28 protein-coding genes are annotated in these 24,989 nt (G+C 40.6%); 17 read left to right on the top strand and 11 right to left on the bottom strand.

Annotated features, from left to right (window positions below):
* Positions 1-152: 152 nt before the first annotated feature.
* On the bottom strand, positions 153-2,045 hold the full coding sequence (locus FWE37_00440; protein MCL2519458.1) for a methyl-accepting chemotaxis protein: 1,893 nt from the start codon (positions 2,043-2,045) through the stop codon (positions 153-155).
* A 271-nt stretch (positions 2,046-2,316) separates the two neighbouring features.
* Between FWE37_00440 and FWE37_00435 the strand changes: the two genes are divergently transcribed.
* Genes FWE37_00435 through FWE37_00425 form a run of 3 tightly spaced genes read left to right on the top strand, consistent with a single transcriptional unit; the run spans position 2,317 to position 4,357 of the window.
* The gene (locus FWE37_00435; GenBank protein MCL2519457.1) at positions 2,317-2,958 is read left to right on the top strand and encodes a metallophosphoesterase; all 642 of its coding nucleotides are present in this window, start codon (positions 2,317-2,319) and stop codon (positions 2,956-2,958) included.
* Complete coding sequence (locus tag FWE37_00430; GenBank protein MCL2519456.1) at positions 2,955-3,794, top strand: transcriptional regulator; 840 nt, start codon at positions 2,955-2,957, stop codon at positions 3,792-3,794. The genes FWE37_00435 and FWE37_00430 overlap by 4 nt, the downstream gene beginning before the upstream one ends.
* 2 nt (positions 3,795-3,796) lie before the next feature.
* Positions 3,797-4,357, top strand: coding sequence for an NUDIX hydrolase (locus FWE37_00425; GenBank protein ID MCL2519455.1), 561 nt, complete (start codon positions 3,797-3,799; stop codon positions 4,355-4,357).
* A 35-nt stretch (positions 4,358-4,392) separates the two neighbouring features.
* Here FWE37_00425 and FWE37_00420 read toward each other — a convergent pair whose 3' ends face one another.
* Entirely contained in the window at positions 4,393-6,093 is a 1,701-nt protein-coding gene (locus FWE37_00420) for a phosphatidylglycerol lysyltransferase (protein MCL2519454.1), read from the bottom strand.
* 161 nt (positions 6,094-6,254) lie between these two features.
* Between FWE37_00420 and FWE37_00415 the strand changes: the two genes are divergently transcribed.
* Both FWE37_00415 and FWE37_00410 read left to right on the top strand, forming a co-directional pair.
* On the top strand, positions 6,255-6,524 hold the full coding sequence (locus FWE37_00415; GenBank protein ID MCL2519453.1) for a hypothetical protein: 270 nt from the start codon (positions 6,255-6,257) through the stop codon (positions 6,522-6,524).
* Between the two features lie 100 nt (positions 6,525-6,624).
* Positions 6,625-6,960 carry a hypothetical protein gene (locus FWE37_00410; protein MCL2519452.1) on the top strand — a complete coding sequence of 112 codons (336 nt, stop codon included), beginning with the start codon at positions 6,625-6,627 and terminating at the stop codon, positions 6,958-6,960.
* Between the two features lie 56 nt (positions 6,961-7,016).
* Here the strand turns inward: FWE37_00410 and FWE37_00405 are convergent, their stop codons facing one another.
* The 4 genes from FWE37_00405 to FWE37_00390 all read right to left on the bottom strand — a co-directional run bounded on the left by FWE37_00405 (position 7,017) and on the right by FWE37_00390 (position 9,752).
* Complete coding sequence (locus FWE37_00405) at positions 7,017-8,558, bottom strand: peptide ABC transporter substrate-binding protein (protein ID MCL2519451.1); 1,542 nt, start codon at positions 8,556-8,558, stop codon at positions 7,017-7,019.
* 73 nt (positions 8,559-8,631) lie between these two features.
* A complete protein-coding gene (locus tag FWE37_00400; GenBank protein ID MCL2519450.1) occupies positions 8,632-8,778 on the bottom strand; it encodes a hypothetical protein in 147 nt (48 codons plus the stop codon).
* A 78-nt stretch (positions 8,779-8,856) separates the two neighbouring features.
* Positions 8,857-9,501, bottom strand: a complete 645-nt coding sequence (locus FWE37_00395) for an RNA pseudouridine synthase (protein MCL2519449.1) — start codon at positions 9,499-9,501, stop codon at positions 8,857-8,859.
* Between the two features lie 50 nt (positions 9,502-9,551).
* Positions 9,552-9,752, bottom strand: a complete 201-nt coding sequence (locus FWE37_00390; GenBank protein MCL2519448.1) for a DUF805 domain-containing protein — start codon at positions 9,750-9,752, stop codon at positions 9,552-9,554.
* A 238-nt stretch (positions 9,753-9,990) separates the two neighbouring features.
* Between FWE37_00390 and FWE37_00385 the strand changes: the two genes are divergently transcribed.
* The 9 genes from FWE37_00385 (at position 9,991) to FWE37_00345 (ending at position 17,754) form a co-directional block, all read left to right on the top strand.
* Positions 9,991-11,583, top strand: coding sequence for a hypothetical protein (locus tag FWE37_00385; GenBank protein ID MCL2519447.1), 1,593 nt, complete (start codon positions 9,991-9,993; stop codon positions 11,581-11,583).
* A gap of 219 nt (positions 11,584-11,802) precedes the next feature.
* The gene (locus tag FWE37_00380; GenBank protein MCL2519446.1) at positions 11,803-12,273 is read left to right on the top strand and encodes a hypothetical protein; all 471 of its coding nucleotides are present in this window, start codon (positions 11,803-11,805) and stop codon (positions 12,271-12,273) included.
* Positions 12,274-12,428: 155 nt separating this feature from the next.
* Positions 12,429-12,974, top strand: a complete 546-nt coding sequence (locus tag FWE37_00375; protein MCL2519445.1) for a hypothetical protein — start codon at positions 12,429-12,431, stop codon at positions 12,972-12,974.
* Positions 12,935-13,489 (top strand): hypothetical protein, encoded by a 555-nt coding sequence (locus FWE37_00370; protein ID MCL2519444.1) that lies wholly within the window; start codon positions 12,935-12,937, stop codon positions 13,487-13,489. Before FWE37_00375 ends, FWE37_00370 begins: the two co-directional genes overlap by 40 nt.
* Before the next feature lie 51 nt (positions 13,490-13,540).
* Positions 13,541-14,389: a signal recognition particle-docking protein FtsY gene (gene ftsY / locus FWE37_00365; protein MCL2519443.1), complete on the top strand. Its 849-nt coding sequence runs from the start codon at positions 13,541-13,543 to the stop codon at positions 14,387-14,389.
* A gap of 90 nt (positions 14,390-14,479) precedes the next feature.
* Positions 14,480-15,274, top strand: a complete 795-nt coding sequence (locus tag FWE37_00360; protein ID MCL2519442.1) for a hypothetical protein — start codon at positions 14,480-14,482, stop codon at positions 15,272-15,274.
* A complete protein-coding gene (locus FWE37_00355; protein MCL2519441.1) occupies positions 15,267-16,505 on the top strand; it encodes an ABC transporter permease in 1,239 nt (412 codons plus the stop codon). The genes FWE37_00360 and FWE37_00355 overlap by 8 nt, the downstream gene beginning before the upstream one ends.
* Positions 16,506-16,614: 109 nt before the next feature.
* Positions 16,615-17,274, top strand: a complete 660-nt coding sequence (locus tag FWE37_00350) for a hypothetical protein (protein ID MCL2519440.1) — start codon at positions 16,615-16,617, stop codon at positions 17,272-17,274.
* Between the two features lie 60 nt (positions 17,275-17,334).
* Positions 17,335-17,754: a GtrA family protein gene (locus FWE37_00345; protein MCL2519439.1), complete on the top strand. Its 420-nt coding sequence runs from the start codon at positions 17,335-17,337 to the stop codon at positions 17,752-17,754.
* Between the two features lie 65 nt (positions 17,755-17,819).
* Here the strand turns inward: FWE37_00345 and FWE37_00340 are convergent, their stop codons facing one another.
* Positions 17,820-19,730 (bottom strand): DNA topoisomerase IV subunit A, encoded by a 1,911-nt coding sequence (locus FWE37_00340; protein ID MCL2519438.1) that lies wholly within the window; start codon positions 19,728-19,730, stop codon positions 17,820-17,822.
* Between the two features lie 151 nt (positions 19,731-19,881).
* On the opposite strand from FWE37_00340, the gene FWE37_00335 reads away from it, so the two are divergent.
* Positions 19,882-20,433, top strand: coding sequence for a GNAT family N-acetyltransferase (locus FWE37_00335; GenBank protein MCL2519437.1), 552 nt, complete (start codon positions 19,882-19,884; stop codon positions 20,431-20,433).
* A gap of 272 nt (positions 20,434-20,705) precedes the next feature.
* Positions 20,706-22,205 (top strand): ABC transporter substrate-binding protein, encoded by a 1,500-nt coding sequence (locus tag FWE37_00330; protein MCL2519436.1) that lies wholly within the window; start codon positions 20,706-20,708, stop codon positions 22,203-22,205.
* Positions 22,206-22,286: 81 nt separating this feature from the next.
* On the opposite strand, the gene FWE37_00325 is transcribed toward FWE37_00330, so the two are convergent.
* The 3 genes from FWE37_00325 to FWE37_00315 form a co-directional block, all read right to left on the bottom strand.
* Positions 22,287-22,745, bottom strand: a complete 459-nt coding sequence (locus FWE37_00325; GenBank protein MCL2519435.1) for a hypothetical protein — start codon at positions 22,743-22,745, stop codon at positions 22,287-22,289.
* A complete protein-coding gene (locus FWE37_00320; protein MCL2519434.1) occupies positions 22,738-23,070 on the bottom strand; it encodes a histidine triad nucleotide-binding protein in 333 nt (110 codons plus the stop codon). The genes FWE37_00325 and FWE37_00320 overlap by 8 nt, the downstream gene beginning before the upstream one ends.
* A 68-nt stretch (positions 23,071-23,138) precedes the next feature.
* Complete coding sequence (locus FWE37_00315) at positions 23,139-23,429, bottom strand: metalloregulator ArsR/SmtB family transcription factor (protein ID MCL2519433.1); 291 nt, start codon at positions 23,427-23,429, stop codon at positions 23,139-23,141.
* Between the two features lie 273 nt (positions 23,430-23,702).
* On the opposite strand from FWE37_00315, the gene FWE37_00310 reads away from it, so the two are divergent.
* Positions 23,703-24,563: a flagellin gene (locus FWE37_00310; GenBank protein ID MCL2519432.1), complete on the top strand. Its 861-nt coding sequence runs from the start codon at positions 23,703-23,705 to the stop codon at positions 24,561-24,563.
* 69 nt (positions 24,564-24,632) lie between these two features.
* On the opposite strand, the gene FWE37_00305 is transcribed toward FWE37_00310, so the two are convergent.
* A complete protein-coding gene (locus tag FWE37_00305) occupies positions 24,633-24,959 on the bottom strand; it encodes a cupin domain-containing protein (protein ID MCL2519431.1) in 327 nt (108 codons plus the stop codon).
* Between the last annotated feature and the right edge of the window lie 30 nt (positions 24,960-24,989).

Below are 24,989 nucleotides of genomic sequence, written 5' to 3'. Positions count from 1 at the left end.
TTTTTTCATTTGCCCAGTTTGCTCTCCACATTTAGGGCATATCATTTTTTTGCTCTCTTCCATTCATTTATTTTAACAGTTTAGACAGCTTTTGTACACTCCCATTTTACCGGTAACTATCCATTTATAGGTCTTAATTTTGGATTGCCGCTTTATAAAGGCTTTTTGTATTCTAATTTAGCCTCTTGCTGCGGTACTTTAAAAAAAGCCATCATCTTTTCTAACTTTTTAGCTTGCCCTTTAAGGTTTTCGGTACTGCTGGCCAGTTCTTCGCTGCTGGCGGCATTGCTTTGGGTTACACTATCTAGCTGGGTCATCGCTCTTTCTATTTGTTCTACGCCGCTTTGCTGCTCTTTACTGGCCACCGCTACCTCCCGGATTAAGCTCGCCGTCTCTTGTATCTGCGGCACAATGCTCTCTATTAATTGGCCGGCCTCTTCCGCTACCGTTAAACTATTATGCGAAAGCTCGCTAATCTCGGTGGCGCTAACGGCGCTGCGTTCGGCTAGTTTACGTACCTCGCCGGCCACTACGGCAAAGCCGCGTCCGGCATCGCCGGCACGGGCTGCCTCGATAGCGGCGTTTAAAGCCAGTAAATTGGTTTGGCTGGCAATGTCTTCTATTACGCTAATTTTTTCGGCAATACTCTTCATAGCGCTTACCGTTTGGCTAACGGCTTTACCACCCTGAGCCGCTTTGCCCGCCGCTTCTTCGGCAATTTTTTCGGTACGTTTAACGTTATCGGCATTTTGGGCAATGGTGCTGCCCATCTCCTCTATACTGGCGCTTATCTCTTCGGTACTGGCCGCCTGCTGGCTGCTGCCCGATGACACGGCTTCGCTGGCTGCGTACATTTCACCGGCCGTATGCTCTATGATGGTTACTACTTTATTGGTATCGCTTATCACCTTAATTAAATTATTACCTACACTATCGAAGGCGCGCATCATTACACCAAATTCATCGCTGCGTTTTAAAAGCTTATCATCTATCTCAAAAGTCATATCACCTAAGGCAAATTTGTCTAAATACTCTTTATTTTGGATAATCACTTTAACCATACAGCTAACAGCCCATAAAACAACGAGGCTGCTTACCATAACAATAGCAACACCCATAAGCACTAAAAAATTAATTATGCGCAGGGCCGGCGTGGTAACGGTACGCATAGGCACTACATAACCGGCCAGCCAAACATCGGTTACTCCAAAAGGAATTAAAGGCACTAAAACCAGCAAACTTTTTTCATGGGTACGAAGGTTATCGTACTCTAGCGCAAGTATTTCCCCGGTAATTAAGGAGCGTTCTATACTTCTTATCATATTAGGGTCGAATAAACTATTAATATGAGCCGGAGCTTGGCCGCTTAAGCCGGGAATATTCATTAAGTTAGAGGTTACCATCATTCCATAAGCGCCATCGATTTGCAGACTATCGCTTACCGCCATAAGCCCGCCTTGCAGAGTGGTTACTTTAATACCGGCAGCAACGATACCGCTAAAGCTTCCTACTAAGTTATGAATAGGCACGGCCATAGCCACGTATAGTTCGTTGTTAAAAATAAAGGGCTCCATACGCTCTATTTGGTTACTTTGCCTAACAACTTGATAAGGTAAAAAATTGCTGTTAAGGCTGCTGTTGCTTATAAAGCGGGCCGAGCTATCTACTACCCAAGCAAATTGCTCGTTACCGGAGCTATCTAAATTATCTACCATCACAAATAAATTATCGAAAGTCCCGCTTAACTTTTGGGCTAACCCTTCTAAACCGGCCTTGATAATTTCGTACCGGACAGCAATATCATCAACTTCAGTCAGGATACTTTCTATATTGTTGGCTAACCCTAACGAAGCTACCACATCGAGCGTAGCCGAAGTATTAATAAACCCTGCCACTTTTTCGGCGCTGCTGCGGCTAAGTAATAAACTTTGATTGTAAGCTTGTCTATAAACATAAATGCTTAACAGCGAAAACCCCATAACAAATACCACCACAATGCTGCCGCATATAAGCAGCACATTTTTAGCCCGTAAATTTAATTGCATATTTTTGTCCTTTTACAAATTAATATATTAGCTATACTTTATATATTCATATTTTTATTATAAGTTAAAACTCTTCTAAAGTTATAAATTTATAACTAAAAATTGTCAAGTAATATATCACTATAATTAAAGAAAAAATAGAAAAATAGATGGAAAAAGCCGCTTAAATTTTTTTGTACCGGCAGATAAAATTTAGAGTGTTACTTATAGGATAACTACCCGGTAGCAAACCGCCCTTGTTTAAAATTAATTTAACCTGTATCATCTAACTATGCGTTTGCTGTGTATTGCCGATAAAGTAGCCCCCGTGCTTTATTCGCCCGAAGTTAAAAATTATAAGGTAGATGCCGTGCTGGCTGCCGGCGACCTTGATATGGATTATTACGAATACATTGTAACGGTATTGGGCAAACCTCTTTATTTTGTGTTTGGCAACCACAATTTAACGGCTTGGCCTTTTTTTAAAGAAAGCAATATACAAGAGCAGCTGGCCGGTTACGGCAGCCAGTGTATAGAAGATAAGGTGATTAACCTTAACAAAGGGCAGCTTTTAATAGCCGGTTTAGGCGGCAGCAAGCTGTATAACGGCGGTTTAAGCCAATATACCGAAGGCCAAATGCTATGGCGTATTGTGCGGCTTATCCCGCGTTTAGTTTTTAATAAAATTAAATATGGCCGCTACCTCGATATTTTACTTAGCCACGCTCCGCCTTACCGGCTTGGCGATGACATCGACCCTTGCCACGAAGGCTTTAAAATATTTAGGTGGTTTTTAAAAAAATTTAAACCAACTTACCAGCTGCATGGCCATATCCATCTTGATGACATTAATTTACCGCGGGTGCGCCGCTACGAAAAAAGCGCTCTTATTAATTGCTACAACTATTTTATTTTAGAGTACAAAACACCATGAGCAACTATATAAACCAACAAGCCGAAGCCGATTTTTACCGTGCTTACCGTAAAGGCCGTTTTAATTTAACCAAACTTTTTTTTAAGCAGCGCGAGTTACTCCCTTTTAACGAGGTGCAGCAGCTGGTTAAAGCTAAAGACCAAAGTTATTTGGGGATAAGAAGCGTAGCTTTAAGTGATATTGTTGGCAGTGAAGAACGGGCCGACGATTTTAGTGAGGGTTTTTGGCCTAAAAATGCTTTTTTAAAAACCCGCTGGGTATCGGTGAGTAAAGCTTACCACAATAATATTAACCTGCCGGTGATACAGCTTTATAAGTTGGGCAGCCTTTATTTTATCCGCGATGGCAACCATCGGGTTTCGGTAGCTAAGGCGCTGGGAGTGGCTTACATCGATGCCGAAATTACCGAGCTTTCGGCTAAAATTAAATTACAAGCCGATTGGAGTATCGAGCAAATTAAAGAAGCTGTTGTGGCTTTTGAGCGCACTGATTTTTTAGCTAAAACTCACTTAGGTGATGTTATCGATATGAATAATATTATTTTTACTAAACCGGGCAGTTACGAAAAATTACTTAACCACATTATGGTACACAAATATTATTTAAACGAAAAAATTGGCGGAACAATAAGCCTTGCCGAAGCGGCCAGCTCGTGGTACAGCTACATTTATATGCCCATCATTTTAATTATAGAAAAAAATAATTTTTTTAACCTTAAAAATAAAGCCGATTTATATTTAACTTTAGTAAACCAGTGGGAAAAATTAAAAAAACAAAGTAAAGAAGCTAAGGTTAATCAGGCCGTTAAGGCTTTAAAGCATAAAAAGAGGAGATAAAGATGAGCCAGTTAATTTATAAAGATATTAGCCATAGGTCCATAGCCGATTGCCGCATTTTTACCGTAGATGGTATTACAAGGCAGGCCGGTGATGGCTATACCAGCGAGTTTTACCGCATAAACAGCCCTAACTGGGTGGTAACGGTACCGGTTTTAGCCGCTGCCGATGGTGATAAAATGATATTGGTTAAGCAGTTTAGGCACGGATTAGGGCAACTTACAACCGAGTTCCCTTCAGGGATTATCGAAAAGGGCGAAGAACCCATCGCCGCCGCCCGGCGAGAACTGCTGGAAGAAACCGGTTACTTAGCCGGCAAACTTACTTTGTTAAGCAGTGATAGCCCTAACCCGGCCCTCTTTAATAATACCCTGTATATTTTTTTGGCCGAAGATTTAGAGAACAAAGGTAAGCAGCAATTAGATGAGGCTGAACGCATAGAGGTACTGCTAGAAGATAAAGCTAAAGTCATTAAAAACTTAGGCATACCGCCATGCAACTGCGGCTCTATTATGACGAATGCTTTATTATGGTACCTGCGGTTTACGGGAGCGGCCAAATAACATACTTAATGCCATTGCCGTCTATAAGTAAATAATTAACCTATAATTAAGCCGGTTAAAAAACTTTGCAGCCGGCTTAGTAAGGCTGGGTTGCCGTCTTTTATATCCACCATTATCCGCATTACCGGCTCTGTTTTGCTGCCGCGCAGCCAAAAAAAGCCGAGCGGGATGTCTTCATTATAAAAGATGGTGCGCAAGCCGCCGCTTTCATCGCCGCTGCGGCTGCCTTTGCCGGCCCGCTCGGTTTGCCCTTCGTAATTTATAAATTGGTAGTTGGTAACTGTATAACCAAACTCGGTAAAAATTGTTTGCAGCTGCGGCCATTGGGCGATAAAAGCCTCTTCGTAAGCCGCCTTTAATTTGGGGCTGCTTTTAACTTGTAACATGTTCTCGGCGCTGGCTATGCTGGTGGTGCTGTAGTTAGGCAGGCCGGCAATAATATCGGCTAAGGTAAAGTGGGCCTCATAACTTTGCCCGCTGGCGGTACACCACAGCTGATAAAGCTGCGGCACAGCCAATAATTTAATAAGGCTGCACAAGGTGCTTAAAGGGTCGCGGATAACGTTAGGGTAGGTTATATTGCCGCCATTACTGCCTTCACCCAAAATGCGCACGGTATAACCTTCTTCACGCAGGGCGGCAGCTTTGCCTACCACATTAGCCTCGCCGGTTTCGGTGGTAAATAATTTAACCCCAAAGGCCGTGCAAATAGCGTTTATACGCAGGCTGGTAGCGCAGTTAGCTACAACGGCCACTTTAGTCATTTCGGTGTTAAGGTAACTAAGATAAGCCAGCTCGCTTAACACACTTAAAGCAAAAACTAATTGTGCGCCCATCGTAACGGCTTGCTGTTTGGCCTCATCGTAATAAACTAAGTTACCGCGGTCGCCATCGCAATCGGGGCAAAAACCCAGCAGGTAATCGCTATCATTTTGATGTTCGCGCTCTAATAACTTGCGGGCCGGCTCTAAGTTTTCACCTTCGGGGATAATATCGTGTGCAAAGCGGCCTAACTGATGGTTAATGGTAACACTTTTAATGCCTAAATCTTTTAAAAATTCTCGGTCGATACTGTTAATCCGTGCCGAGCCGTTGTAATCTATCACCACCCCTAAAGGTTTGCGGGCTAAACTAAGTTTAATGGCGGCAACTACTTGTTCGTTACCCAGTGTAGCCAGCATAGTTTGTTGATAGGAGTTATGCGCAATAGCCAAATTTTTAATAGTTACCTTGCTATAAATACCGGTTAGCTTTAAAAACTCTTCACTGGGGTTTAAGATTAAATTTTTAAAATAATTAATAACTAATTTGCATTTATTAGCGGCAAGTACGGCTCCATCACTTAGGCCAAACTTAAAGCCATTATCGGCAGGCGGATTATGGCTGGCCGAAATATAAAAAAAGCCATCGTAACCACCGGCACGTACAATACTAGAAAGCTCCGGCAAAGCGCACACCGGTAACGAGGTAACTTTTAACCCCAACGTACTAAAAACAAAGTAAACTAAATTTTGTAAGGCCGGGCCGCTTGGCCTGCTATCACTGCTAATAATTAGCTTGGCACTATTGCCAACCTCGCTCCGTAAAAAACGGGCAAAACTACAGGCGGCAGCCATAGTTAAATAGCTATCGGTATCTTTAATTAATTGACCATCGCCAAACTCTTTGCGAAAACCGCTGGCCGATAAAATTGTTTTATTAAGTTCGTCTACAATTTGTTCTTTAGGGTAGTTCATATTGACTTTTTTAAAATTTTTGTTAATTTTTTGATAAAAATAGTAAAATTTAACCTAATTTACTATAATGGAAATATCTTTTTTTGTCAACCTTTAATTAAGGCACAGTTTTAGTCGTAATAAGATTTGACTTTTTATTTATAGTAAGCTATAATTTAACTATGAAATTAGAAGCTGATGATATTATTTTAAATGAGCAAAATTCTTCGTTACTTAATGCTCTAGAAAAATTTGTAGAAGAATGTGTTGACAGGCGCATAAAGGAAAAACTAAGCACTCTAGAGGAATATCTAAATCCTCCGCCATTTATTCCTACTGAGGTTATTAGCGAAGAAGAGTATAAAACTATTTCCAGCCCCAATTACAGATCGAAAAACCCTGAAATTAATAAAATACATGACGACCTTGTTGATTTTTTTAGCAAAAATTAATTAACTAATAATTTAAATAAAATATTAAAAGAGTGCTTAATTTTTTTAAATTAAGATGTCTATATTATATAATGTACCGTATAATAAGGGAGGTACATCAGTGGATAATATTGAGTATAAAAAAAGTAGGGCCTACAGAGGCTTTCTTGATATTGTGGAAAACTTTATCAAAGAACGACCTGAGAACTACCCTGCACACGAGAATTGGCGACGAAAGATTATTAATTTTACTGCTCTTAATGAAATTATTGATGACGTTTATCAAGATAGCGGGCAAAACATTAAAAGTCGTTTAGCCCTTTTTAGTGATAAAATGAAAGCTTACCATAAACAAGGTAAACTTTTTATTTATGCTAATAAGCCATCTAATAAAGATAGGAGCGTGTTAGTTTCCGAAATTTTTCGTGCCTTTGAAAGAGTTCTTGGAGAGGGGTAGCCGCCCAATAATTAACAAAAAAAGTCATAAACCCGCTAATAATTGTTAGCGGGTTTTTAAAAACTAACCGGTAAAGCCGGCATACCCGGCAGCGGCGCTAAACGTAAACCGGCAAAAGGATAAATATTAAGGGGGTTAGCATACCAACCGGCCACTGCTTGGGGGTTAATAAGGTTAATACTTGGCGGGTGAGCAATGGGGATAACATAACCGCCGGCTATCAGCAGCCGCTCGGCATCGGCTAGGGTGTTAAGCCGCTCGTTGCCGCTTTGGTGGTTGGCTAGGCGCAGTAGGTCGTCGTAAGCGGCGCTTTTAAAACTAGAAAAATTTAAAGGATTTTGGCTGGTAAACAGCTGTAAAAAGGCCATAGGGTCTAAAAAATCGCCTACCCAGCTCATTAAAGCTAAAGTTGGGTTACTCTCGGCAATAAAAGCAAGATAATCTTGGCTAGGGGCTGGGGTGATAATAGATACCGTTAATCCTAAAGCCTGCCATGCCTCTTTAATGGCTACCGCATTACTATCGTTTTCGCTAAAGGTCGCTATGGTAAGCTCCGGCAAATTAGCCCCGTTACGAAAACCCAGCCGTCTAAGTGCGTTGGCGGCGGCACGGGCATTATGGTTTATCCCCCGCACACGCGGGTAATTCTGAATGGCCGGCACTAAACTTTCGGCCCTGATAATTTGGTTAGCTCTAAGTTCGTTTGTGGGGATAGCCTGTACTAATGCCTGCCTAAGTGCGGTATTACTAAAGAGAGGGTTATCGCTGGCAAAAAAGTAATAAGTGGTAGCAAACATGGCATTAATTTGTAGGGCGCCCCTCTCTAATATTAAGTTAGGGTCAAAACTGCCGGGCATAACCCAATCTACCAAAAAGCGGTTAAAATCGGCCGCGATACGTTCTCTGTCATCGCTAAAACGTACGATAATCCGTGCCGTTAGTACCTCGCCGGGAGCACGGTAAAAGGGGTTACGTTCCATAATAATACTATCTTCGGTAATAGTAGTTATGGTATAAGGGCCCGAAAAAGCAATGCGGGCCGGTTCGTCCCATAACATAGGCAGCTGCCGCCCGCTGATGGGGCTAAAGGCATGGTGGGTTAATAAAGCGGTAAAGTGCGGCGTAACTTCGTTAAGGGTAAGCTGTAATTCGTGATTGTCTACAACTTTAATTGCGAGGCCGTCAAGGCCGGCTTCGCCCAAGCGGTAAGCTTTGGCCCCTTCAATAACATCTAGCTTAGCGGCGGTAAGATGGTCGGCTGCCGGATTAAGCAGCCGTAAAAAGCTATGGTAAAAGCTATGGGCGTTGAGCGGGCTGCCATCGGAGAAAGCAAGGCCCTGCCTAATAAAAAACGTGTAAGTAAGGCCGTCTTCGCTCACCGTGTACCGTTCGGCGGCTGCCGGCTGGGGGCGCATCGTGCGCGGGTTTAAATTAAACAGACCCTCGTAAAGAGCGGTAAACAACTGCGCCTCTGTGGTGCTGTTGGCCGCATGAAAATCGAACTCGATGTACTGGCTGGGGTAAACAACTATTAAATCGCTGCGGCTATGGGCGAGTATGGGGGTGATGATTAATAAAATAAATAATATTTTTTTCACGGTTACCTCTTTTATAAACTGAAAGGTGAAAACTGAAAAAGCCTTTATCGGGTTTCACCTTTCAACTATAACATTATCGGCCAAAAATTGCTGCAGGGGCGATAGATACAAATGTGCTAAATCCCAGTGGATACAATCCTTGTAAAGACGTTTTTCTTCGTGAGTTTCTGCCTGTAAAGCCTCTAAAGTTGTTAATAGTTAAATCTTTGATAATGGCCATAACTATCTCCTTTGGAGAATTAATAATTAACAACTAAGAAGTAAAAAAATTTAGTTCTTAATTTTTAATTCTTACTTCTTAATTTTTTAACAGTTCTTTAAAATAACTAGGCAGCTCTAAGCTAATATTAATGCCTTCTTCCTTAATGGTTAGCTGGCTGGCATAAAGCATTAACTTTAGTTCTTGGCCGTTAGCTTTTAATTGGCGGGTAAGTTCACGGTTTAAATCAAAGTTACCGTATTTGTCATCGCCCACAATAAAAAAGCCTTGTTTACTTAAGTGCTGCCGTATTTGGTGCATACGTCCTGTATGCAGCTGTAACTGTACTAAGCTAAACTTGCCATATTGTTTAATTAATTTGGCCGAAGTATGCGCCGTTTGCAGCCCTTTATCGGTATAAACTTTATCGGTTATCTCCATAGTTTTGCTAAAGTTACCGCTTACGATAGTTTTGTACAATTTAACCGCTCGCCCCTTACTCTTAAAGTAATTGCTATATTTGCTGGCAGCGCTGCTGCTTTTAGCTACCAGTAAAATACCGGCCGTGTCTTTATCTAGGCGGTGTACTAGGTAAGGTTTTTCGTCTAGGCTATCTTTAATTAAATCTTCAAAGCTATAGCTTACCCCTTTACCGCCTTGTACGGCAAGGCCGGCCGGCTTTTCAAACAGCCAAACATCGGCGTTATCGTGTAAAAGGCGTAAATCGTGGGAGGTATTAAGCATAAGGTAACTATAGCATTTATGAGAAAGAGTGTATAGGGAGGATTACAGCGTTAAGTTTGTATTTTTATCGTTGGCATTGATGGGTCGGGGCCAAAGCGGTTATCGCCTATATCACCATCTTTATATAGCCCCATTAGCAATTTAATGGGGCCAACTGCAAAAATAAGTAGCGCCAGCAAATGCCAGCCCGGTTTATTAATGTCGTGCAACCGTCTTACAGGTATAGCTAGGCCAGAAATGACTATAAGCAAAAAACAAATGGTTATGCCACTTTACTCTAAATTTTTCTTTAAAACAAGGGCAGCTCAATGTGGGTACCTATCCGGCTATAGGTGCCAAAAGTAAAAATAGTCTGCCAATTCCCTTCGCCGGTGAAGGGGATTGAGTAAGCTACCTATAAATGGATAGTTATCTCAATGCGGCCGCCTAAGAAGTAACTTGATTTTAAACTACGCCTATGCTAAAGTGCCGGTATAAAAGAGACAAAAAATGAAAAAAGTTTTAACGCTTATATTATTGCTCATTACTTTAGCCGGCGCCTATGGTCAGGGCGCACCGGTAGCGGCCGGCGCTACCCTTAGCAATTTATTTCCCGATGTCAATTTGCGTAATATTGTAGCGGCAAGGTTAGGCACCAATGCCGGCTTAACCGGGCAAGCTTTAAGTAATGCCCTAGCCAATATTAGGGGTGATTTTGAGGCTCATAATAGCAATATTACCAATGCTAATGGCATTGAATATTTAAGCGGCATAACCGGTTTGCGTTTAGATGGCAACCAGCTAACCACTTTTACTATGAGTACCCAAAGTAGCTTAACTTGGCTTAATTTAAGCAATAACCGGTTAACCAGCTTTAATGCTAATGGCAATACCGGTTTAACTTGGCTTAGGCTAGACAGAAACCAGCTAAGTAACCTTAATATAAATGGCATTACCGGTTTAGATGTGCTTAATATAAGTAATAATCAGTTAGCTAATATTAACATAGGTAATCTTGTTAATTTAACCGAACTTAACGCCGGCAGAAACCAACTAACCGGCCTAAACTTAGGTAATCTTATTAATTTAACTTGGCTTGATGTAGGCTGGAACCGGCTTACTAGCCTTGATATAGGCCATCTTAACAACTTAACTAGTTTTGAGGCGCAAAATAATCAGCTAACTCACCTTGATATTGCTAACCTTACCAATTTAACCAACTTTGATGTAAGCAATAACCGGCTGCCCAACCTTAGCGTTAATCACCTAACTAAACTAACAAGACTTAACCTGCATGGAACGGGGCTAACCAGCCTTGACCTTAGTAATTTAACTAATTTAACTTGGCTTAATGTGGGCCGTAATCAATTAACCGGCCTTAATATTAACCATCTTACTAACTTAACTCATCTTATGGCTTTTTATAATCAATTAACAAATATTGATGTAAGCAGGCTTACTAATTTAATCGAACTTAATATAGGCAACAACCAACTTACCGGCCTAGATGTACGCCGGCTTACGCGTTTAGCCGCGCTTGGCATAAGCAATAACTTACTAACGGCTATTGATTTAGGAAGAAATACCAATTTAACGACGCTTTTTGCCGGCAGCAACCAATTAGCCGCTATTGATGTACGGCGAAACACCAATTTAACCGGTCTTTGGTTATCTAATAATCAGTTAACCACTTTAGATATAAGCCGAAATACCCGTTTAACGAGGCTTGGAGTAAGTTTTAACCAACTAACGAGCCTTAATATAACCAGCAACACCGCTTTAACCATAGTTAGCGCCGGTAGCAACCAATTAACTGCTCTTAACATAACGAACCTTACCGGCTTAACCAGCCTTAATATAGCCGATAACCAAATAACTACCTTTGATGTAAGTAACAATGTTAATTTAACCGGCCTTAATGTAGCCAATAATCCCTTAACCAGCCTAAATATAAGTACGCTTACGCAGCTGGCAAATTTATATATAGGCGGCAACTCTTTACCGGTGCAAAATATACAAGGCTTAACCAATAGAACAACTATAAGAAACACCTTTAGTAGTTGGTGGGATTACCCCGATTTTGGTGATATTCCTGCTAGGTAGCTATTAGTAGGTTTTTTTAATAAACATTTGATTAAGCTACTCAGCTACCATCCACAATGATATAAAACTTATCTATCTGTAGACTTATAAATCCTAATAAGTGCTTTAAGCATTATAAGGTGTTTTATGATTTTTTAAGTATGAAATACCTTTACTGAATGAATTTTATATGTTATACCTAATAAGTATAAGTGTTGACATTGATGGAAATGGGTAGGTATGAAAAAATTATTGTTTATGTTTGTGCTATTAGTATTTTTGTCTTTAAATTGTGGGGTTGTTTTTGCGCAGCAATTACAACGCCCCGTAATTGCCGTAACCCCATTTAATGTTATTTCTGGTATTAGCCCTGTGGAGGCTGAAACTTTGATGGCTTTATTTTTTACGCGTATGCATAATAGCAGTGCCTTTACTGTGCTAGATCGTAATGCTATAAGCAGAGCTATTGAAGAACAGACTTTTGATTGGGCTAGACAATTACAAGTTGAGTGGATAGTGCGAGGAGAGTTGCGACGGTTTGGGGATAATATCCTTTTAACCATAACTATAACGCAGGCTATTACACAACAAATTATAGCCGCAAGAGATATAGCTATAGAAGTTATTGAAAGCCAGCAAACTATTAACCAATTAGATGGCTTAGTAAGGCAGATAGTAGTGGATATATATAGTCAACCCCGCCCGCGCTGAAGAGTTGCAGGGTTTATTGAATGGGTTAGGGAATATACTTTACAATTAATTGTCGGAGTTTTATCGGCAGTTGTTATTAGTACTATTAGCCCATTAATAATTCGCAAATTGCAAAAAAATAACTCAAAAGACCGGCAGGAGCAATAGTTAATGATATGATAAAAGCATTATTATGTGTATTAATCTTATTTGTTTGCCATGAGCTTTTTGCCCGCCAGAATAGCCAGTCAGCAGATTTAACGGCTAAGCAAAGAAGGGTTCCTGTAGTTTTAGTTGTCCCATTTTCCTCAGGTAATTCAGAACATGCCGAAATACTTACTTCTTTATTTTATGGTGGTTTAGCTAACAGCAATGAATTTATTCCTGTAGATAGAACCGTACTTCAAGAAACTATAGAAGAGTACATTGCTCAGAATGACGGTAATATTTGGGCAAGTATGGAAAAAACCATAAACATTGGAAATGTTTATAATGCTGAATGGATAATAAGAGGAACTTTAATAACTTTAGATACTGGGTATTCATTTTTAAGTGTACATGTTTTTGATATGAACACCTTACAGCAAATGGGCTCAGAATTTCTTTTTATCACTACCGCAACAATAAATACTCCGGCAATTATTAAGCAAATAGATAATTTTGTAAAAAACTCGTTCATAAAATGCTTTTATTTAGGTCTGCCCATCCCATTGAGCCTGTAGGAGTTGTTCATTTAAATTTTAATAAAAACATATCGATTGCGCCCGGTATAACTTTTAATAAAAGATCGTTCAATGTTAATGGCAGCTTTTCGCTAGGGAATAGATTTATCTATGCATTAATAGGTTTTAACTACGCGCATTTAATAGAAACATTTCAGTATAACAATGAAAATTTAGAATACTTTACAGACCTAGCAGGAATAGAACTTGGCGGAGGGGTGAGCTTACCATTTCATATTAAAGCCACCTATTTTGCACTTTACACTACTTATAGCTTAGGTATTGGGAGCAATATCTCTGACAAAATTAATCTGCACACTTTGCCTATAATTTATGGTAATTGGCGAGTAGGTTTTAAATATGTGCATCCTGTCAATAACGTCTCTATTGGTCTAGAATTTGGGGGTATTAGGTTATTTTATTCAAGGTTGAATTCTCCTCTGCAATATGAAATTTCTGACTATAAATCGAGAGGTGTTTTTTTAATGGCTCTAAGAATTACCTATCTCTTTTAATGTTTATATCGCTCCCTTTACTTTACCCTCTTTTTAGTATACACTTAACTCATGAGCTTAGGCAGCAAATTAAAACAATTATTTAGCAAAGGCATAGATGATAGCTTTTACGATAACCTTGAAGACACCCTTATCGAGGCCGATTTAGGCCCCGTGCTGGCTTATACTTTAAGCGAAGAACTAGAAAAAAAACGCCCCAAAACCAGCGATGAAGCCGTTACTTTAATTAAGACTGCTTTAGGTGGCTACTTAACGGCAGGCCAGCTAACGCTAGAAAAAGGGCAGCTTAACCTCTTTTTATTGCTTGGGGTAAATGGCGTGGGCAAAACCAGCACCATTGCTAAACTGGCTAGATATTTTATCGATAACAAATTAGCCGGCGGCCTAACGGCGGCGGCAGGCGATACTTTTAGGGCGGCGGCCAGCCAGCAGCTGGCTTTGCACGGCGAGCGGCAAGGCTTTAAAGTGGTTAAAAGCGAAAGCGGCGGCGACCCCGGCGCCGTTATTTACGATGCCATTAGCAGCGCTCTTGCCCGTAAAGATGAGCTTATTTTGGCCGATACTGCCGGCCGTATGCATAATAAAGCCGAGCTCGTTAACGAACTTAAAAAGATTGATAAAATTATCACCGGCCGTATTAAGCCGGAAAATTACAAAAAAATATTGGTGATAGATAGCACCACCGGCCAAAATGCCTTAAGGCAGGCCGAAATATTTAACGAGGCTTTACAGCTATCGGGTATCATTTTAACTAAGTACGATAGCAGCGCTAAAGGCGGTAACTTGGTGGCTATTGGTAAAGAGCTGGCTTTACCGGTTTATTTTGTAACCAGCGGCGAAAAAATAACCGATATTACCCCTTTTAATAAAGAAGTTTTTTTAAGTAACTTATTAGAATAGTTGAAAATTGAAAGGTGAAAATTAAAGAAAGGAGTTATTCTTTGTCATTGCCGGCCGGCTTTAGGCGGCGTGGCAATCCATTCTTGAATAATGCTATTTAAAACCGTATCTTTATTATTTTTTATAGGAGTATTTCCTCTCGTTCTAGCGGCGCAAACGCGGCAAGTAAACGTTTATAATGGTAGCTTACAACGGGTAAGCGAAGAAATTTACCGCGATGGCCGGTTGTGGCTGCGTATCACTAATACTTTTAATGAAGCCGGGCAGTTAATGCAGCAAGATAGCTACCAAGATGGGCAACTTAGCAGCGCACGTTTTAATTACCGCCATAACGGCGCTCTTTGGCAAAGTATCTCGTCTGCGGTAATAATGTATGGGAATAATGAAATTTTAACAAGCAGTCAAGATAATTTTAGCCGGTTAATCTTAAATAGCGGCTTATTAGTGGCAGATAATTTTTACGAGAACGGCCGGCTTATGGTGCGGCAAAACTATCGTTATAATGCCGAAAGGCAGCTTATCGGCCTTGTTTCTTATTTTGCCGGCCAGCACAGCCGCGAGCAAATTTTTAACGGTAATTTAGTTATTAGTGAAATAATGAGCCTTGACGGTGAAGTAACCGAAAGACGTAATTTTAGTTATAACGATTTAGAACAATTAATTATAGAAGAAATAGAGGCAGACGGCCAAAATAGGCTGTTTCATAATTTATGGCAAGACGATATGATTGTGGAGCGCCGTTTTTACCTTGATAACGAACTTAGGCAGCTCATCAGCTTTGCCGGTAATACCCGCAGCGAATTATTTTACATTGATGGCCGAGCGGTGTTACGAGTGTTTTATGTTGATGATATTTTAATAAGTGAGGAATTAATTGTTGAATAAGCCGCTCTTATTTATCGCCCTGCGGTATTTTAAGCCTAAATACAAACAAAAAGATAAAGCCGGCAGCTGTTTGGCTATTATCGGTATGGCCATCGGTATTATGAGCCTCATCGCCACTTTAGCGGTGATGAACGGCCTTCAGCAAGGTTTTATTAGCGCCATGCTGGAGATTGGCAGCTCGCACATTGTGATACGTAGTAGGGGTTTTTTGAGTAATGAGCAGCTTAACGAGCTTAGGGCTCTACCGGCCGTACGTTCGGTGGTGGCGGAAGCCGAGCTGCAAACCCTTATCAGGTCGAGCTTTAACGACCATCAAATTGTGAGTGTTAAAGCTAATAGTCAAGAAATTTTTGATGATACCGAATTTTTTAACAGGTTAAATATAACAGCAGGTTACTTCCCCACGCAAGAGGGGACTATCCTTTTAGGCAGCGAACTGGCCTTTAGTTTAGGGGTTGGCCTTAACGATGATGTTTATTTATTAACACTCCCTGCCGGCAGTCTTACAGCCCACGAGCAGCCGCTTACGGTAGTAGGTATCTTTCAGAGTAATTTTTTTGCCTACGACAGTACGTTGGCTTTTATCAGCCTAGAAGAAGGTTTGGCTAACTTTATAGCCGTTAACGAAATTTATTACCGCTTAAAAATAATAAATCCCTACCGTGACAGGCCTTTAGTGGCCAGCCTTATTGCGCAGGGTTATGAGGCCGAAAGTTGGCGTGAATACAACCGAGCCTTTTTTGCTGCCTTGCGGCTGGAAAAAAATGTAATGTTTTTATTGTTAAGTTTAATTTTTGTAGTGGTGGCCGTTAACATCTTTCAGTTACGGCGGCGTGAAATAGAGGAAAAGGCCGAGCAAATTGCCATCTTGCGTGCTCTTGGGCTTAATGCTCATCAAATTAAAACCATTTTTATTCTGCAAGGATTATTTATTGGTTTAGTGGCGGTAATTTTTGGCCTTATAGCCGGCCTTTTGGTTAGTTATAATGTAAATTTTATTTTACACCTTATCGAAACGGTGATAAACCGGCTGCTCTTTATGGCCGGCCGTACTGGGGTAGCTTTGCTAAGCGGCGATGGTTTTTACCTTAACGGTATACCTACGCAAATAATGGCCGGCGATGTAATTATTATTATTAGCATAGCTTTAAGTAATTGTTTGCTGGCAGCTTATTTGGCTGCGCGTGAGGCAAGCAGGTTAAAGCCATTAGAAGCGTTAAGAAGAGGATAAACAGCTTATAGTTGCATAATTGATAGTGTTATAATACAAATAAAAGGGTTGACAAATTGGCTTAGTCGTTTTATAATAGAACACTATTCTTTTTAAAGGAGTAAACACTATGAAAAAAGCAGCTTTATTAATGATGATTGTTTTGTTAGGCACAAATATTTATGCTGAGCAAATTAGTATTGGCGTTAAATTAGGCGGCGCCGGTACAAGTGTGCATTTAACGGAAGGAAGCTTTCATAGCTACTTCGGAGATATTGATTTTGAGCGCGAAGATGTGGGCTTTTCTGCCGGTGGTGAACTTTTTTTAAATATGTATTTTAATCATTTTTTTGCTGTGCAAACAGGCCTCACTTTTAACCAATTTTACTCTGTATATGTAACGAATAATCGTTTTAGAGTAAATGGCGGCAGCTGGGAACGAGAATTGGATTATCAATTTAATATTACCAGCATAGGTATAGATTTACTGGCTTTTTTCACTTTACCATCTAGTTTTTATATTAGCTTTGGTCCCAATGTCGGCGTAAGTATTTTACGTGCCGAAGACACCACGCAAAACTTCATAGACATTGCAGGCGTAGTAGAGTTTGGCGTGGTGTCGTCTGTGGGTTCCGGTACTCTTATAGTTGGCCTGCGTAACCGTATTGGTTTAGCAACTACAGGTGATGCCTTCATCGAAGTAGAAGGAGTAGAAGGAATATTCTCTATCGAGCGTTTTATTGGCGAATTTATTAATTTACGTATTGGTTATATTATTAACTTAAATTAATAATATGATTATTCAGTTGTAAATATTGAGTTTTACCAAATTGTTTTATTTGGCATTATTATGATAAATATTAAAAATAATTTATTATACCAAAGATACCGCTCATTAATTTTATATATTATGATTGGTATAAGCGGCCTTATTATAGATTATGCCGGTTTTGTTATTTTATACAACATTTTAAATATAAATATGCAAATTGCCCAAATTATAGCGGCTCATTTGGGTTTTATCAGTAACTTTATTTTAAATGCCTTTATTAACTTTAAGGCTACCAATAGGCTTGGCCTGCGGGCTTTAAGTTACTACCTTACCTCGTGGGCGGGGATAGGGATAAGGGCTTTATCCCTGTTTATTTTTGTTACCTTGCTAAGTTTTAACACCAACGCAGTGCAGTTTTTAACGATGGGTGCGGTAGTCGCCGGGCAGTTTACCTTTAATAAATATATAACTTTTAGGAAGGCAAAAATTAAGGAATAAAAATTAGAGGTGAGACATTTTTTTAATTAAATTGGCGCTTAGCGCCAGTTAATGATATTTTTATTTTATCCATTAATAAATTTAGCGCCCACCGCCTCTTTCGCCTTAAGCCTTACTCCGCCGGCCGTTACGCCTTTAACCAAATAATCTTTTACGGCGTACTTTTCTTCTTTGAGGAGTTGTTTTTGGGCAAATTGCGGGATAATGACTAAATCGTTGCCTTTGCCAAAGGCCAGCAGGCTGCAACCTTCCGGCAAGATATGCGTATAAATTTTGCCGGTTAAGTAAGTCGTTATTTTAAAACGTTTTATGTAGGGGAAGCCGGTTTCATCATTTTTATAAACAATGTTATAAATGGTTTTTTCTAATTCTTCTTTGTCGGCTAAAGTGATGGTAATAGGGTCTTTCCCCACAAAACTTTTTTCCGGCACCTCAAGTACTTGGTAACTGGTATCGGCACGCATAACGAGCACACGGTCGTAGCTGGATACCTCCGCAATCAGTTCGCCGCCGCTCACATTGTAACCTAAGTAACCGCTTTCTTTATCAAAACGCAGCTTTAAATTGCGTTGGGCAGCCTCACGCACATCAACCTTTTTAAAACTGGCTATGCCGGCACGGCGCGGGAAACTTTCTTTATGTTCTTCAATCAGGTTAGTTAAGTAATCACTCGCATAAGCGGTGAGGTTAGCTAACAGCTTGTCTATCTCTTTCACTCGCTTTAACATAGCGGTGAGTTCTTTACGGTTTTTTTCAATATCAAATAAACTAATCCGGCGGATAGGAATTTGCAAAAGCCTGTCAATATCTTCTTTGCTAAGTTCGCCCTCAAACTCTTTGCCCACATAAGGCTCAAAGCCGGCTACTATCGCCTTTTCGATGGCGGCAGCGCTTTTCTGTTCCTCTATCTGTTTATAAATGCGCTCTTCTATAAAAATGCGGTCCAGCGTACGGTTACGTACTTTAGCCAGCAGTTCGCTTTTCTCCAGCTCCAGCTCCAGCTTTAACAGGCTTACCAGCCTTTCGGCGTGGTAATGAATAATGTTACTTACCGGAATCACTTCGGGCTTTCTATCTTTAATTACTAAACAATTTACACTTATACTTACCTCGCAGTGAGTAAAGGCGTACAGGGCCTCTTCCACATCGGCGGCATAAACGCCGCGCGGTAAATCGATGGCAATTTCGACATTTTCGGCGGTAAAGTCGCCAATGCCGGCTATTTTAATTTTGTTCTTTTTAGCGGCCTCTTCAATGCTTTTAATCATTGTCTCTACGGTAACGCCAAAGGGCAGCTCGCGGATTACAATGCGTTTATTATCACTTAAATCCAGCTTGGCCCGCACAATCACCTTGCCCAGCCCATCGTTATAGCCCGCTGGGTCGACCAGTCCGCCCAGCGGAAAATCGGGGTAAAGGGTAAACTCTTCACCTTTTAAGGCACAGCGCACCGCTTTAAGCACCTCAATAAAGTTATGGGGCAAAATTTTGGTGCTCATGCCTACGGCAATACCCTCTGCGCCAATCATTAATACCAGCGGAATTTTTACCGGCAGCGTTACCGGCTCTTTCATTTTGCCATCGTAACTGGGCACAAACTCGGTAATTTCGTCCTTAAAGAACAAATTTTTAGCAAAGGGTAACAAGGCGCACTCAATGTAACGCGCTGCCGCCGCCGGGTCGCCGGTGGCAATGTTCCCAAAGTTGCCCTGCTTTTGCATGAAAATATCTTTATTAGCTAAATTTACTAGGGCTTCATTAATACTGGCATCGCCGTGCGGGTGCAAAAACATGGTTTGCCCCACCGCCGCCGCCACCTTGTGCATGGTGCCGTCGTCCATGCGGTAAAGGGTGTATAAAATACGGCGTTGCACCGGTTTAAGGCCGTCTTCTATATCGGGGATTGCTCTATCTTTAATAACGTAACTTGCGTACTCTAAAAAGTTTTTGTCAAATATCTGTTTTACATAAGCCATAGCTAGATACTATAACTTAATGCTAAGCATTTTGACAAGGCCATGTGTAGCCTTTATAGAGTTAAATTATTAATAAATAATTACGGTAGCTACTAGTTTTTTAGTTATTATTATGTTATAATGCTTTTATCAATTTTAAAGGAGATTTACTATGGATAAATTTACCAACCCCCTACAAGGTGAAAGGCTTTACCTGCGCGCCTACAAAGAAGAAGATACCCAGCCGGCTTATAAGCTCATTAACGATTACAGCAGCATACGCACAGCAAGGGTATTACCAACTTTCCCTACTAGTCTGCAAGAAGAAAAAGATTTTGTAGGGGAGGCGATGAAAAAGAGCGGCCCTACCTTCGATTTTGCCATTGTGCGTAATGAAGATGATGTTTATATGGGCGGTTGCAGCGTTCAAAAATTTGACGAAATTGCCCGCATTGCCAATATTGGCATTTTTTTAGGTAAACCTTATCAAAGACTAGGTTATGGCTACGAGGCCTTAAGCTTGCTTATTCGTTTTATCTTTAATGAGTTAAACATACGTAAAATAAAATTGTTTGTTTTTAGCTTTAATGAGGCCGGCATAGCTTTATATAAAAAATTAGGCTTTAAAGAAGAAGGGGTGCTCAAAGAGGAACTTTACCGTGAGGGCCGGTATCACGATAGTATAGTTATGGGTTTATTTAGAAGAGACTGGGTAAAAAATTGAAAAGTGAAAATTAAAGGGAGTATTTTTCCATTTGGGTGCTAGTCAGTAGGTGTAAATAAGGAAACAAGATGTACAGCTTGTTTCTTTATTGCCGTAGGCGCGGGTCTAATACCCCAACCCTTTAGGGTGTAACCGCTCAACTTTATTTATTGATATTTCAGTGATAAATGTATTATAAAGTGATTAAACTCTCTTGACAACCCTATCTTCATAAAGTAAACTAAGATATTCACTAATAAGTTCATATAGTTTGTTTAACAATGGGGGAAAATATGAAAAAAATAGTTTTATTATTCACTTTATTATTTGTGGTTTTGTCCTGCAATAATAACTCTAACATAGTTACCTTTGTGGTGGCCGATGCAGGTCCTTTTGTCTTTAATTTACAGGGCGATATGGCCCTATACGAAGGGTTAGCCCGTTTTGATACGGCGGGTAACATTGTTCCTGCCATAGCTAAAAGCTGGCAAATTAATGAAGATAACACGGCTGTAACCTTTAACCTGCGCCCCAACATCACCTTTAGTGATGGCCGGCCCATCAATATGCAAGCTATTATCGCTAATTTTTTACAGCCAATAACAACGGATAGTTATACCACTATTATCTTTAATAACATTTTAAGCTTTGAAATTCTTAACGATTTAACCTTTCGTGTTAATTTTAAATCTCCCCAGTTTTTTATAGAAGATATACTTCCTTTCCTTTTTATCTTGCCTATGCACGTTATTCAGCAGCACGGCGATAGCTGGGCGCTTCCTGCTAAACAGGTGAGCAGCGGCCCTTTTATCTTGCAAAGCCAAAGGGGTAACCAAATGGTTATGCTGGCCAACCCCCATTATTGGGATAGGGAGAATGTCTTTATAGACCGTTTAATAGTCCTTTCTATCCCCGATAACCCTGCCGATACCAACTATAGCCTTTTTAATGCCTTTTATACAGGCAGAGCCGATTGGGTAGCAACAGGGCCGCATATACCGCGCACCATTTCGGCCCAAGCCTTTGCTAACCGCCACACACAGATTGCCCCCGTTTTAAATACCTATTTTGTAGCCATTAACCATCATGGGCCGTTAAGTGATGTACGTTTACGGCAAGCCTTAGCTTTAGCCATTAACCGTAACAATTTAAGCCATATATTACATGGCTCTCGGCCTATTGTGCAGGGAATTGTGCCTCTGGCAATACCCGGCTATCAGCACTTAGGGACTTGGGCAACGGCAAATCTCTTTGACCCTATTTTAGCCAGAGAGCTATTGGCCGAAGCCGGCTTTGCCGGCGGTGAAGGGCTAACCCTTACCTTAATGAGGTTAAATGCCGGCGGCGTGCCGCCGATTGGCGATACCCTGGCCGAAAGCTGGCGCAATGAATTGAGCATTGATGTAAACATTATTGATATATCACCTTATCAATACCTAGAAGAACAAATCAACAATGGCCACCTTCTTATAGCTAATTATTCCTTTCATATTCCAGACCCATTACTTTTTTTGTCGGGCTACCATAGTCATTTTAATATCTTTGGTTATAGTAACCTTAACTTTGATAACTTATTAGAGCTGGCCGGCTTTGCCTCTACCTTAGAAGAATATATGGCCTTAGCAAGATTAGCCGAAGAAATACTTATTGTGCAAGACCAAGCCTTAATCCCACTCTTTGATATACCTACCCGGGCACATTTAATTAACCTTGAAAAATGGGACGGCTGGCAGGCCAACCAGCGCGGCTCCAGAACCATTAACACTTGGGTGGGGATACGGCCCATTAATTGAAAATTAAAAAGTAAAAATTGAAAGAAGTATTTTTTTATTTTTCAATTTGGCTGCTGGCCAGCAGGTGTACATGCAAATAATCTACCGTTTGTCGGTAGTCAGCGGTGTTTTTTTAGCTTCACCTAACTCACGAAAGGCCGAACACATAACAAAAGCAATCGGCGCCATGATAAAGGAAATTACGGTGCCTACACCCGTTATGAGTGCCATAAAAACCCAAGCGTACGCGTATATATATTCTAAAATACTTATTTTACGTCCTTCTTCTTTTTTAATTAAGACAGAAAAAATAAAAGGCAATCTAAGTATAAAATATAATGCTAATAAAAATAAAGCAAAAGCTCCTACTCCGCCTAGCCCGGCTTCGGCAAATACTCTATAATAGAGAGCAATGCTGTCTTCGCTTACCTCTAAAGAGGTATCTAGTACAAATCTTAAATCGCGTATCCAAAAAATTATTAAGCCTATAAGTAGTTGTACAACAAAAATTTGCTTGCGTTTTTTTATGCACCAGTTGGCAAATCTTATTATTTTAGCCAAATTCTTTTAAATTACCCGCTAAAATATGCATGTGCAAATAATCTACCGTTTGGCCGCCGCCTTCACCGCTATTAATAATTACACGGTAGCCTAACGCTTCTAGTCCCAGCTGTTTAGCCGCTAAAGCGGCACTTTTAAAGCAGCGGCCAATGTCTTCATCGCTCCAAGTGGCTAAATCGGGCAGCCATTTGGCTTTTTGTTTAGGTATTACTAAAATATGCATGGCAGCTTGCGGGTTAATATCGTTGATGGCTATAACGTTCTCGTCTTCATAAACTTTGGTGGCCGGTATTTCGCCGCTTAATATACGTTCAAAAATGGTCATTCTTTATTATAGCCTAAAACAATGGTTTTTTCAATTTCGCTTTTTTATTTTTTCTTATTTAAAAATAATTACTGTTCGCTAGGACAATAATATTGCTTTAAAACACCAATAACCTCCGTTACGCGTAAATCGGCCAGCGAATAAGTTACATTAAGTCCCTCTTTTTGCGAGCCAAGGATACCGGCGACTTTAAGTAAATTAAGATGTTGCGACAAAGCGCTTTGCGAAATTTTAGGTACATAATCACCAATTTGGCTTACCGTCTTTGCGCCCTCTATCAGGGCGCAAAGAATAAGTAAACGGTTTTCATTGGCCAAAATTTTAAGCATATCGGCCAGCTTTTTTGCGTTTTCTTCCATATTTAGTTTATCGTCTTTTTAGGCTCTACCCCTTCTAGTTTTATTTTTTAACATAACCGCTCCTTGTTGCATTAGTATATTAGAATAAATTAATATATATCGCAATAGATAAAGCTTGTCAAGAAAAAAAAGAATAAAAGATTTTTTAGTAAAAACAAAGATAAAAAATTATTAAGGTTATTTTAAAATTATCCGAAAAATAAGACAGGTAGACAGGGAAGTTTACACAACCAGTCATCACACAAGTTATTTTTCACGGAGGATCTTTAACAAATGATTATTAACCACAACTTAAGCGCTATGTCGGCTAACCGCAACTCTAAAGTTAATCAAGGCAACCTTACCCATACCATGAACCGTATGGCCAGCGGCCTGCGTATTACCCGCGCCGGCGACGATGCTGCCGGACTAGCTATTTCGGAAAAAATGCGCGCTCAAATTAGGGGTTTAACCCAAGCTTCGCGTAACGCTGCCGATGGTGTTTCGTTTATCCAAACCACCGAAGGTTTTTTACAAGCCACTACCGATGCCCTGCAACGTATGCGCGAGCTAGCCGTACAGGCCGCTAACGGTATTAACAGCGCCGAAGACCGTATCATGATTCAGGTAGAAATTAGCCAGTTGGTAGCCGAAGTAGACCGCATTGCTAATCACGCTCAATTTAACGGCATGAATATGCTTACCGGTGATTTTTCTACCGACAGCGGTATGAACATTCCGGCCGCCAGTATGTGGCTGCACATTGGCGCCAATATGGACCAACGTACCCGCATTTATATTGGCACTATGACCGCCGAAGCCTTAGGCTTAAGCGATATTGGCACCAGCCAAATTTTAACGGTAGAAACACCCGATCAAGCTAACTCGGCTATTGGTATCCTAGACCTTGCTTTAAACAAAGTGAATAAGCAACGCGCCGATTTAGGTGCTTACCAAAACCGTATGGAAATGGCTATTAGAAGCATTGATATTGGGGCCGAAAACCTTCAAGCCAGCGAAAGCCGTATCCGCGACTTAGATATGGCCAGCGAATCGGTAAGACTTGCTACCAACCAAGTATTAGGCCAAGCTGCCGTTGCTATGCTTGCTCAGGCTAATGCTCAGGCTCAAAGTGTTTTACAGTTATTAGGCTAAACAGTTTTGGCCATCATAAATCAAAAGCCTTGCATTAAGCAAGGCTTTTTAATAGGGCAAAGATGCAGGTTAGGCTAAAAAATCTTCGCGGGCAGGCGTAAAAAAATCAACTAAAACACCGGCCGTTAAAGCCTTTACGCCATGCGGCTGGTTGGGTTCTACCAAATAACTATCACCTTTGCTAATAAGGGTAACGTCGTCATTTAAGGTAAACTCAAATTGACCGCTTACCACATAAGCTATTTGTTTATGCGGGTGGCTATGGATAGCCCCAATAGAGCCGGCCTCAAAACTTACCTCTACCAACATCATATCGTTGTTATAACTTAAAATTTTGCGCCTTACTCCTTCACCAACGGTAACAGCTTTAATATGCTCGCTTACAGTAATTGACATAAAATTTTCCTCCCTGTAATTTAATTATTT

This window comes from Spirochaetaceae bacterium, from assembly GCA_009784515.1.
GTDB lineage: Bacteria > Spirochaetota > Spirochaetia > WRBN01 > WRBN01 > WRBN01.
This window is presented reverse-complemented; position numbering and strand designations above follow the sequence as displayed.

What these genes read in the sequence shown, in the direction of transcription:
- FWE37_00440 (MCL2519458.1), bottom strand. Translation starts at nt 2,045, where the DNA reads ATGCAATTAAATTTACGGGCTAAAAATGTGCTGCTTATATGCGGCAGC.
- FWE37_00435 (MCL2519457.1), top strand. Translation starts at nt 2,317, where the DNA reads ATGCGTTTGCTGTGTATTGCCGATAAAGTAGCCCCCGTGCTTTATTCG.
- FWE37_00430 (MCL2519456.1), top strand. Translation starts at nt 2,955, where the DNA reads ATGAGCAACTATATAAACCAACAAGCCGAAGCCGATTTTTACCGTGCT.
- FWE37_00425 (MCL2519455.1), top strand. Translation starts at nt 3,797, where the DNA reads ATGAGCCAGTTAATTTATAAAGATATTAGCCATAGGTCCATAGCCGAT.
- FWE37_00420 (MCL2519454.1), bottom strand. Translation starts at nt 6,093, where the DNA reads ATGAACTACCCTAAAGAACAAATTGTAGACGAACTTAATAAAACAATT.
- FWE37_00415 (MCL2519453.1), top strand. Translation starts at nt 6,255, where the DNA reads ATGAAATTAGAAGCTGATGATATTATTTTAAATGAGCAAAATTCTTCG.
- FWE37_00400 (MCL2519450.1), bottom strand. Translation starts at nt 8,778, where the DNA reads ATGGCCATTATCAAAGATTTAACTATTAACAACTTTAGAGGCTTTACA.
- FWE37_00395 (MCL2519449.1), bottom strand. Translation starts at nt 9,501, where the DNA reads ATGCTTAATACCTCCCACGATTTACGCCTTTTACACGATAACGCCGAT.
- FWE37_00385 (MCL2519447.1), top strand. Translation starts at nt 9,991, where the DNA reads ATGAAAAAAGTTTTAACGCTTATATTATTGCTCATTACTTTAGCCGGC.
- FWE37_00380 (MCL2519446.1), top strand. Translation starts at nt 11,803, where the DNA reads ATGAAAAAATTATTGTTTATGTTTGTGCTATTAGTATTTTTGTCTTTA.
- FWE37_00375 (MCL2519445.1), top strand. Translation starts at nt 12,429, where the DNA reads ATGATAAAAGCATTATTATGTGTATTAATCTTATTTGTTTGCCATGAG.
- FWE37_00370 (MCL2519444.1), top strand. Translation starts at nt 12,935, where the DNA reads ATGCTTTTATTTAGGTCTGCCCATCCCATTGAGCCTGTAGGAGTTGTT.
- ftsY (MCL2519443.1), top strand. Translation starts at nt 13,541, where the DNA reads ATGAGCTTAGGCAGCAAATTAAAACAATTATTTAGCAAAGGCATAGAT.
- FWE37_00360 (MCL2519442.1), top strand. Translation starts at nt 14,480, where the DNA reads ATGCTATTTAAAACCGTATCTTTATTATTTTTTATAGGAGTATTTCCT.
- FWE37_00350 (MCL2519440.1), top strand. Translation starts at nt 16,615, where the DNA reads ATGAAAAAAGCAGCTTTATTAATGATGATTGTTTTGTTAGGCACAAAT.
- FWE37_00345 (MCL2519439.1), top strand. Translation starts at nt 17,335, where the DNA reads ATGATAAATATTAAAAATAATTTATTATACCAAAGATACCGCTCATTA.
- FWE37_00340 (MCL2519438.1), bottom strand. Translation starts at nt 19,730, where the DNA reads ATGGCTTATGTAAAACAGATATTTGACAAAAACTTTTTAGAGTACGCA.
- FWE37_00335 (MCL2519437.1), top strand. Translation starts at nt 19,882, where the DNA reads ATGGATAAATTTACCAACCCCCTACAAGGTGAAAGGCTTTACCTGCGC.
- FWE37_00330 (MCL2519436.1), top strand. Translation starts at nt 20,706, where the DNA reads ATGAAAAAAATAGTTTTATTATTCACTTTATTATTTGTGGTTTTGTCC.
- FWE37_00320 (MCL2519434.1), bottom strand. Translation starts at nt 23,070, where the DNA reads ATGACCATTTTTGAACGTATATTAAGCGGCGAAATACCGGCCACCAAA.
- FWE37_00315 (MCL2519433.1), bottom strand. Translation starts at nt 23,429, where the DNA reads ATGGAAGAAAACGCAAAAAAGCTGGCCGATATGCTTAAAATTTTGGCC.
- FWE37_00310 (MCL2519432.1), top strand. Translation starts at nt 23,703, where the DNA reads ATGATTATTAACCACAACTTAAGCGCTATGTCGGCTAACCGCAACTCT.
- FWE37_00305 (MCL2519431.1), bottom strand. Translation starts at nt 24,959, where the DNA reads ATGTCAATTACTGTAAGCGAGCATATTAAAGCTGTTACCGTTGGTGAA.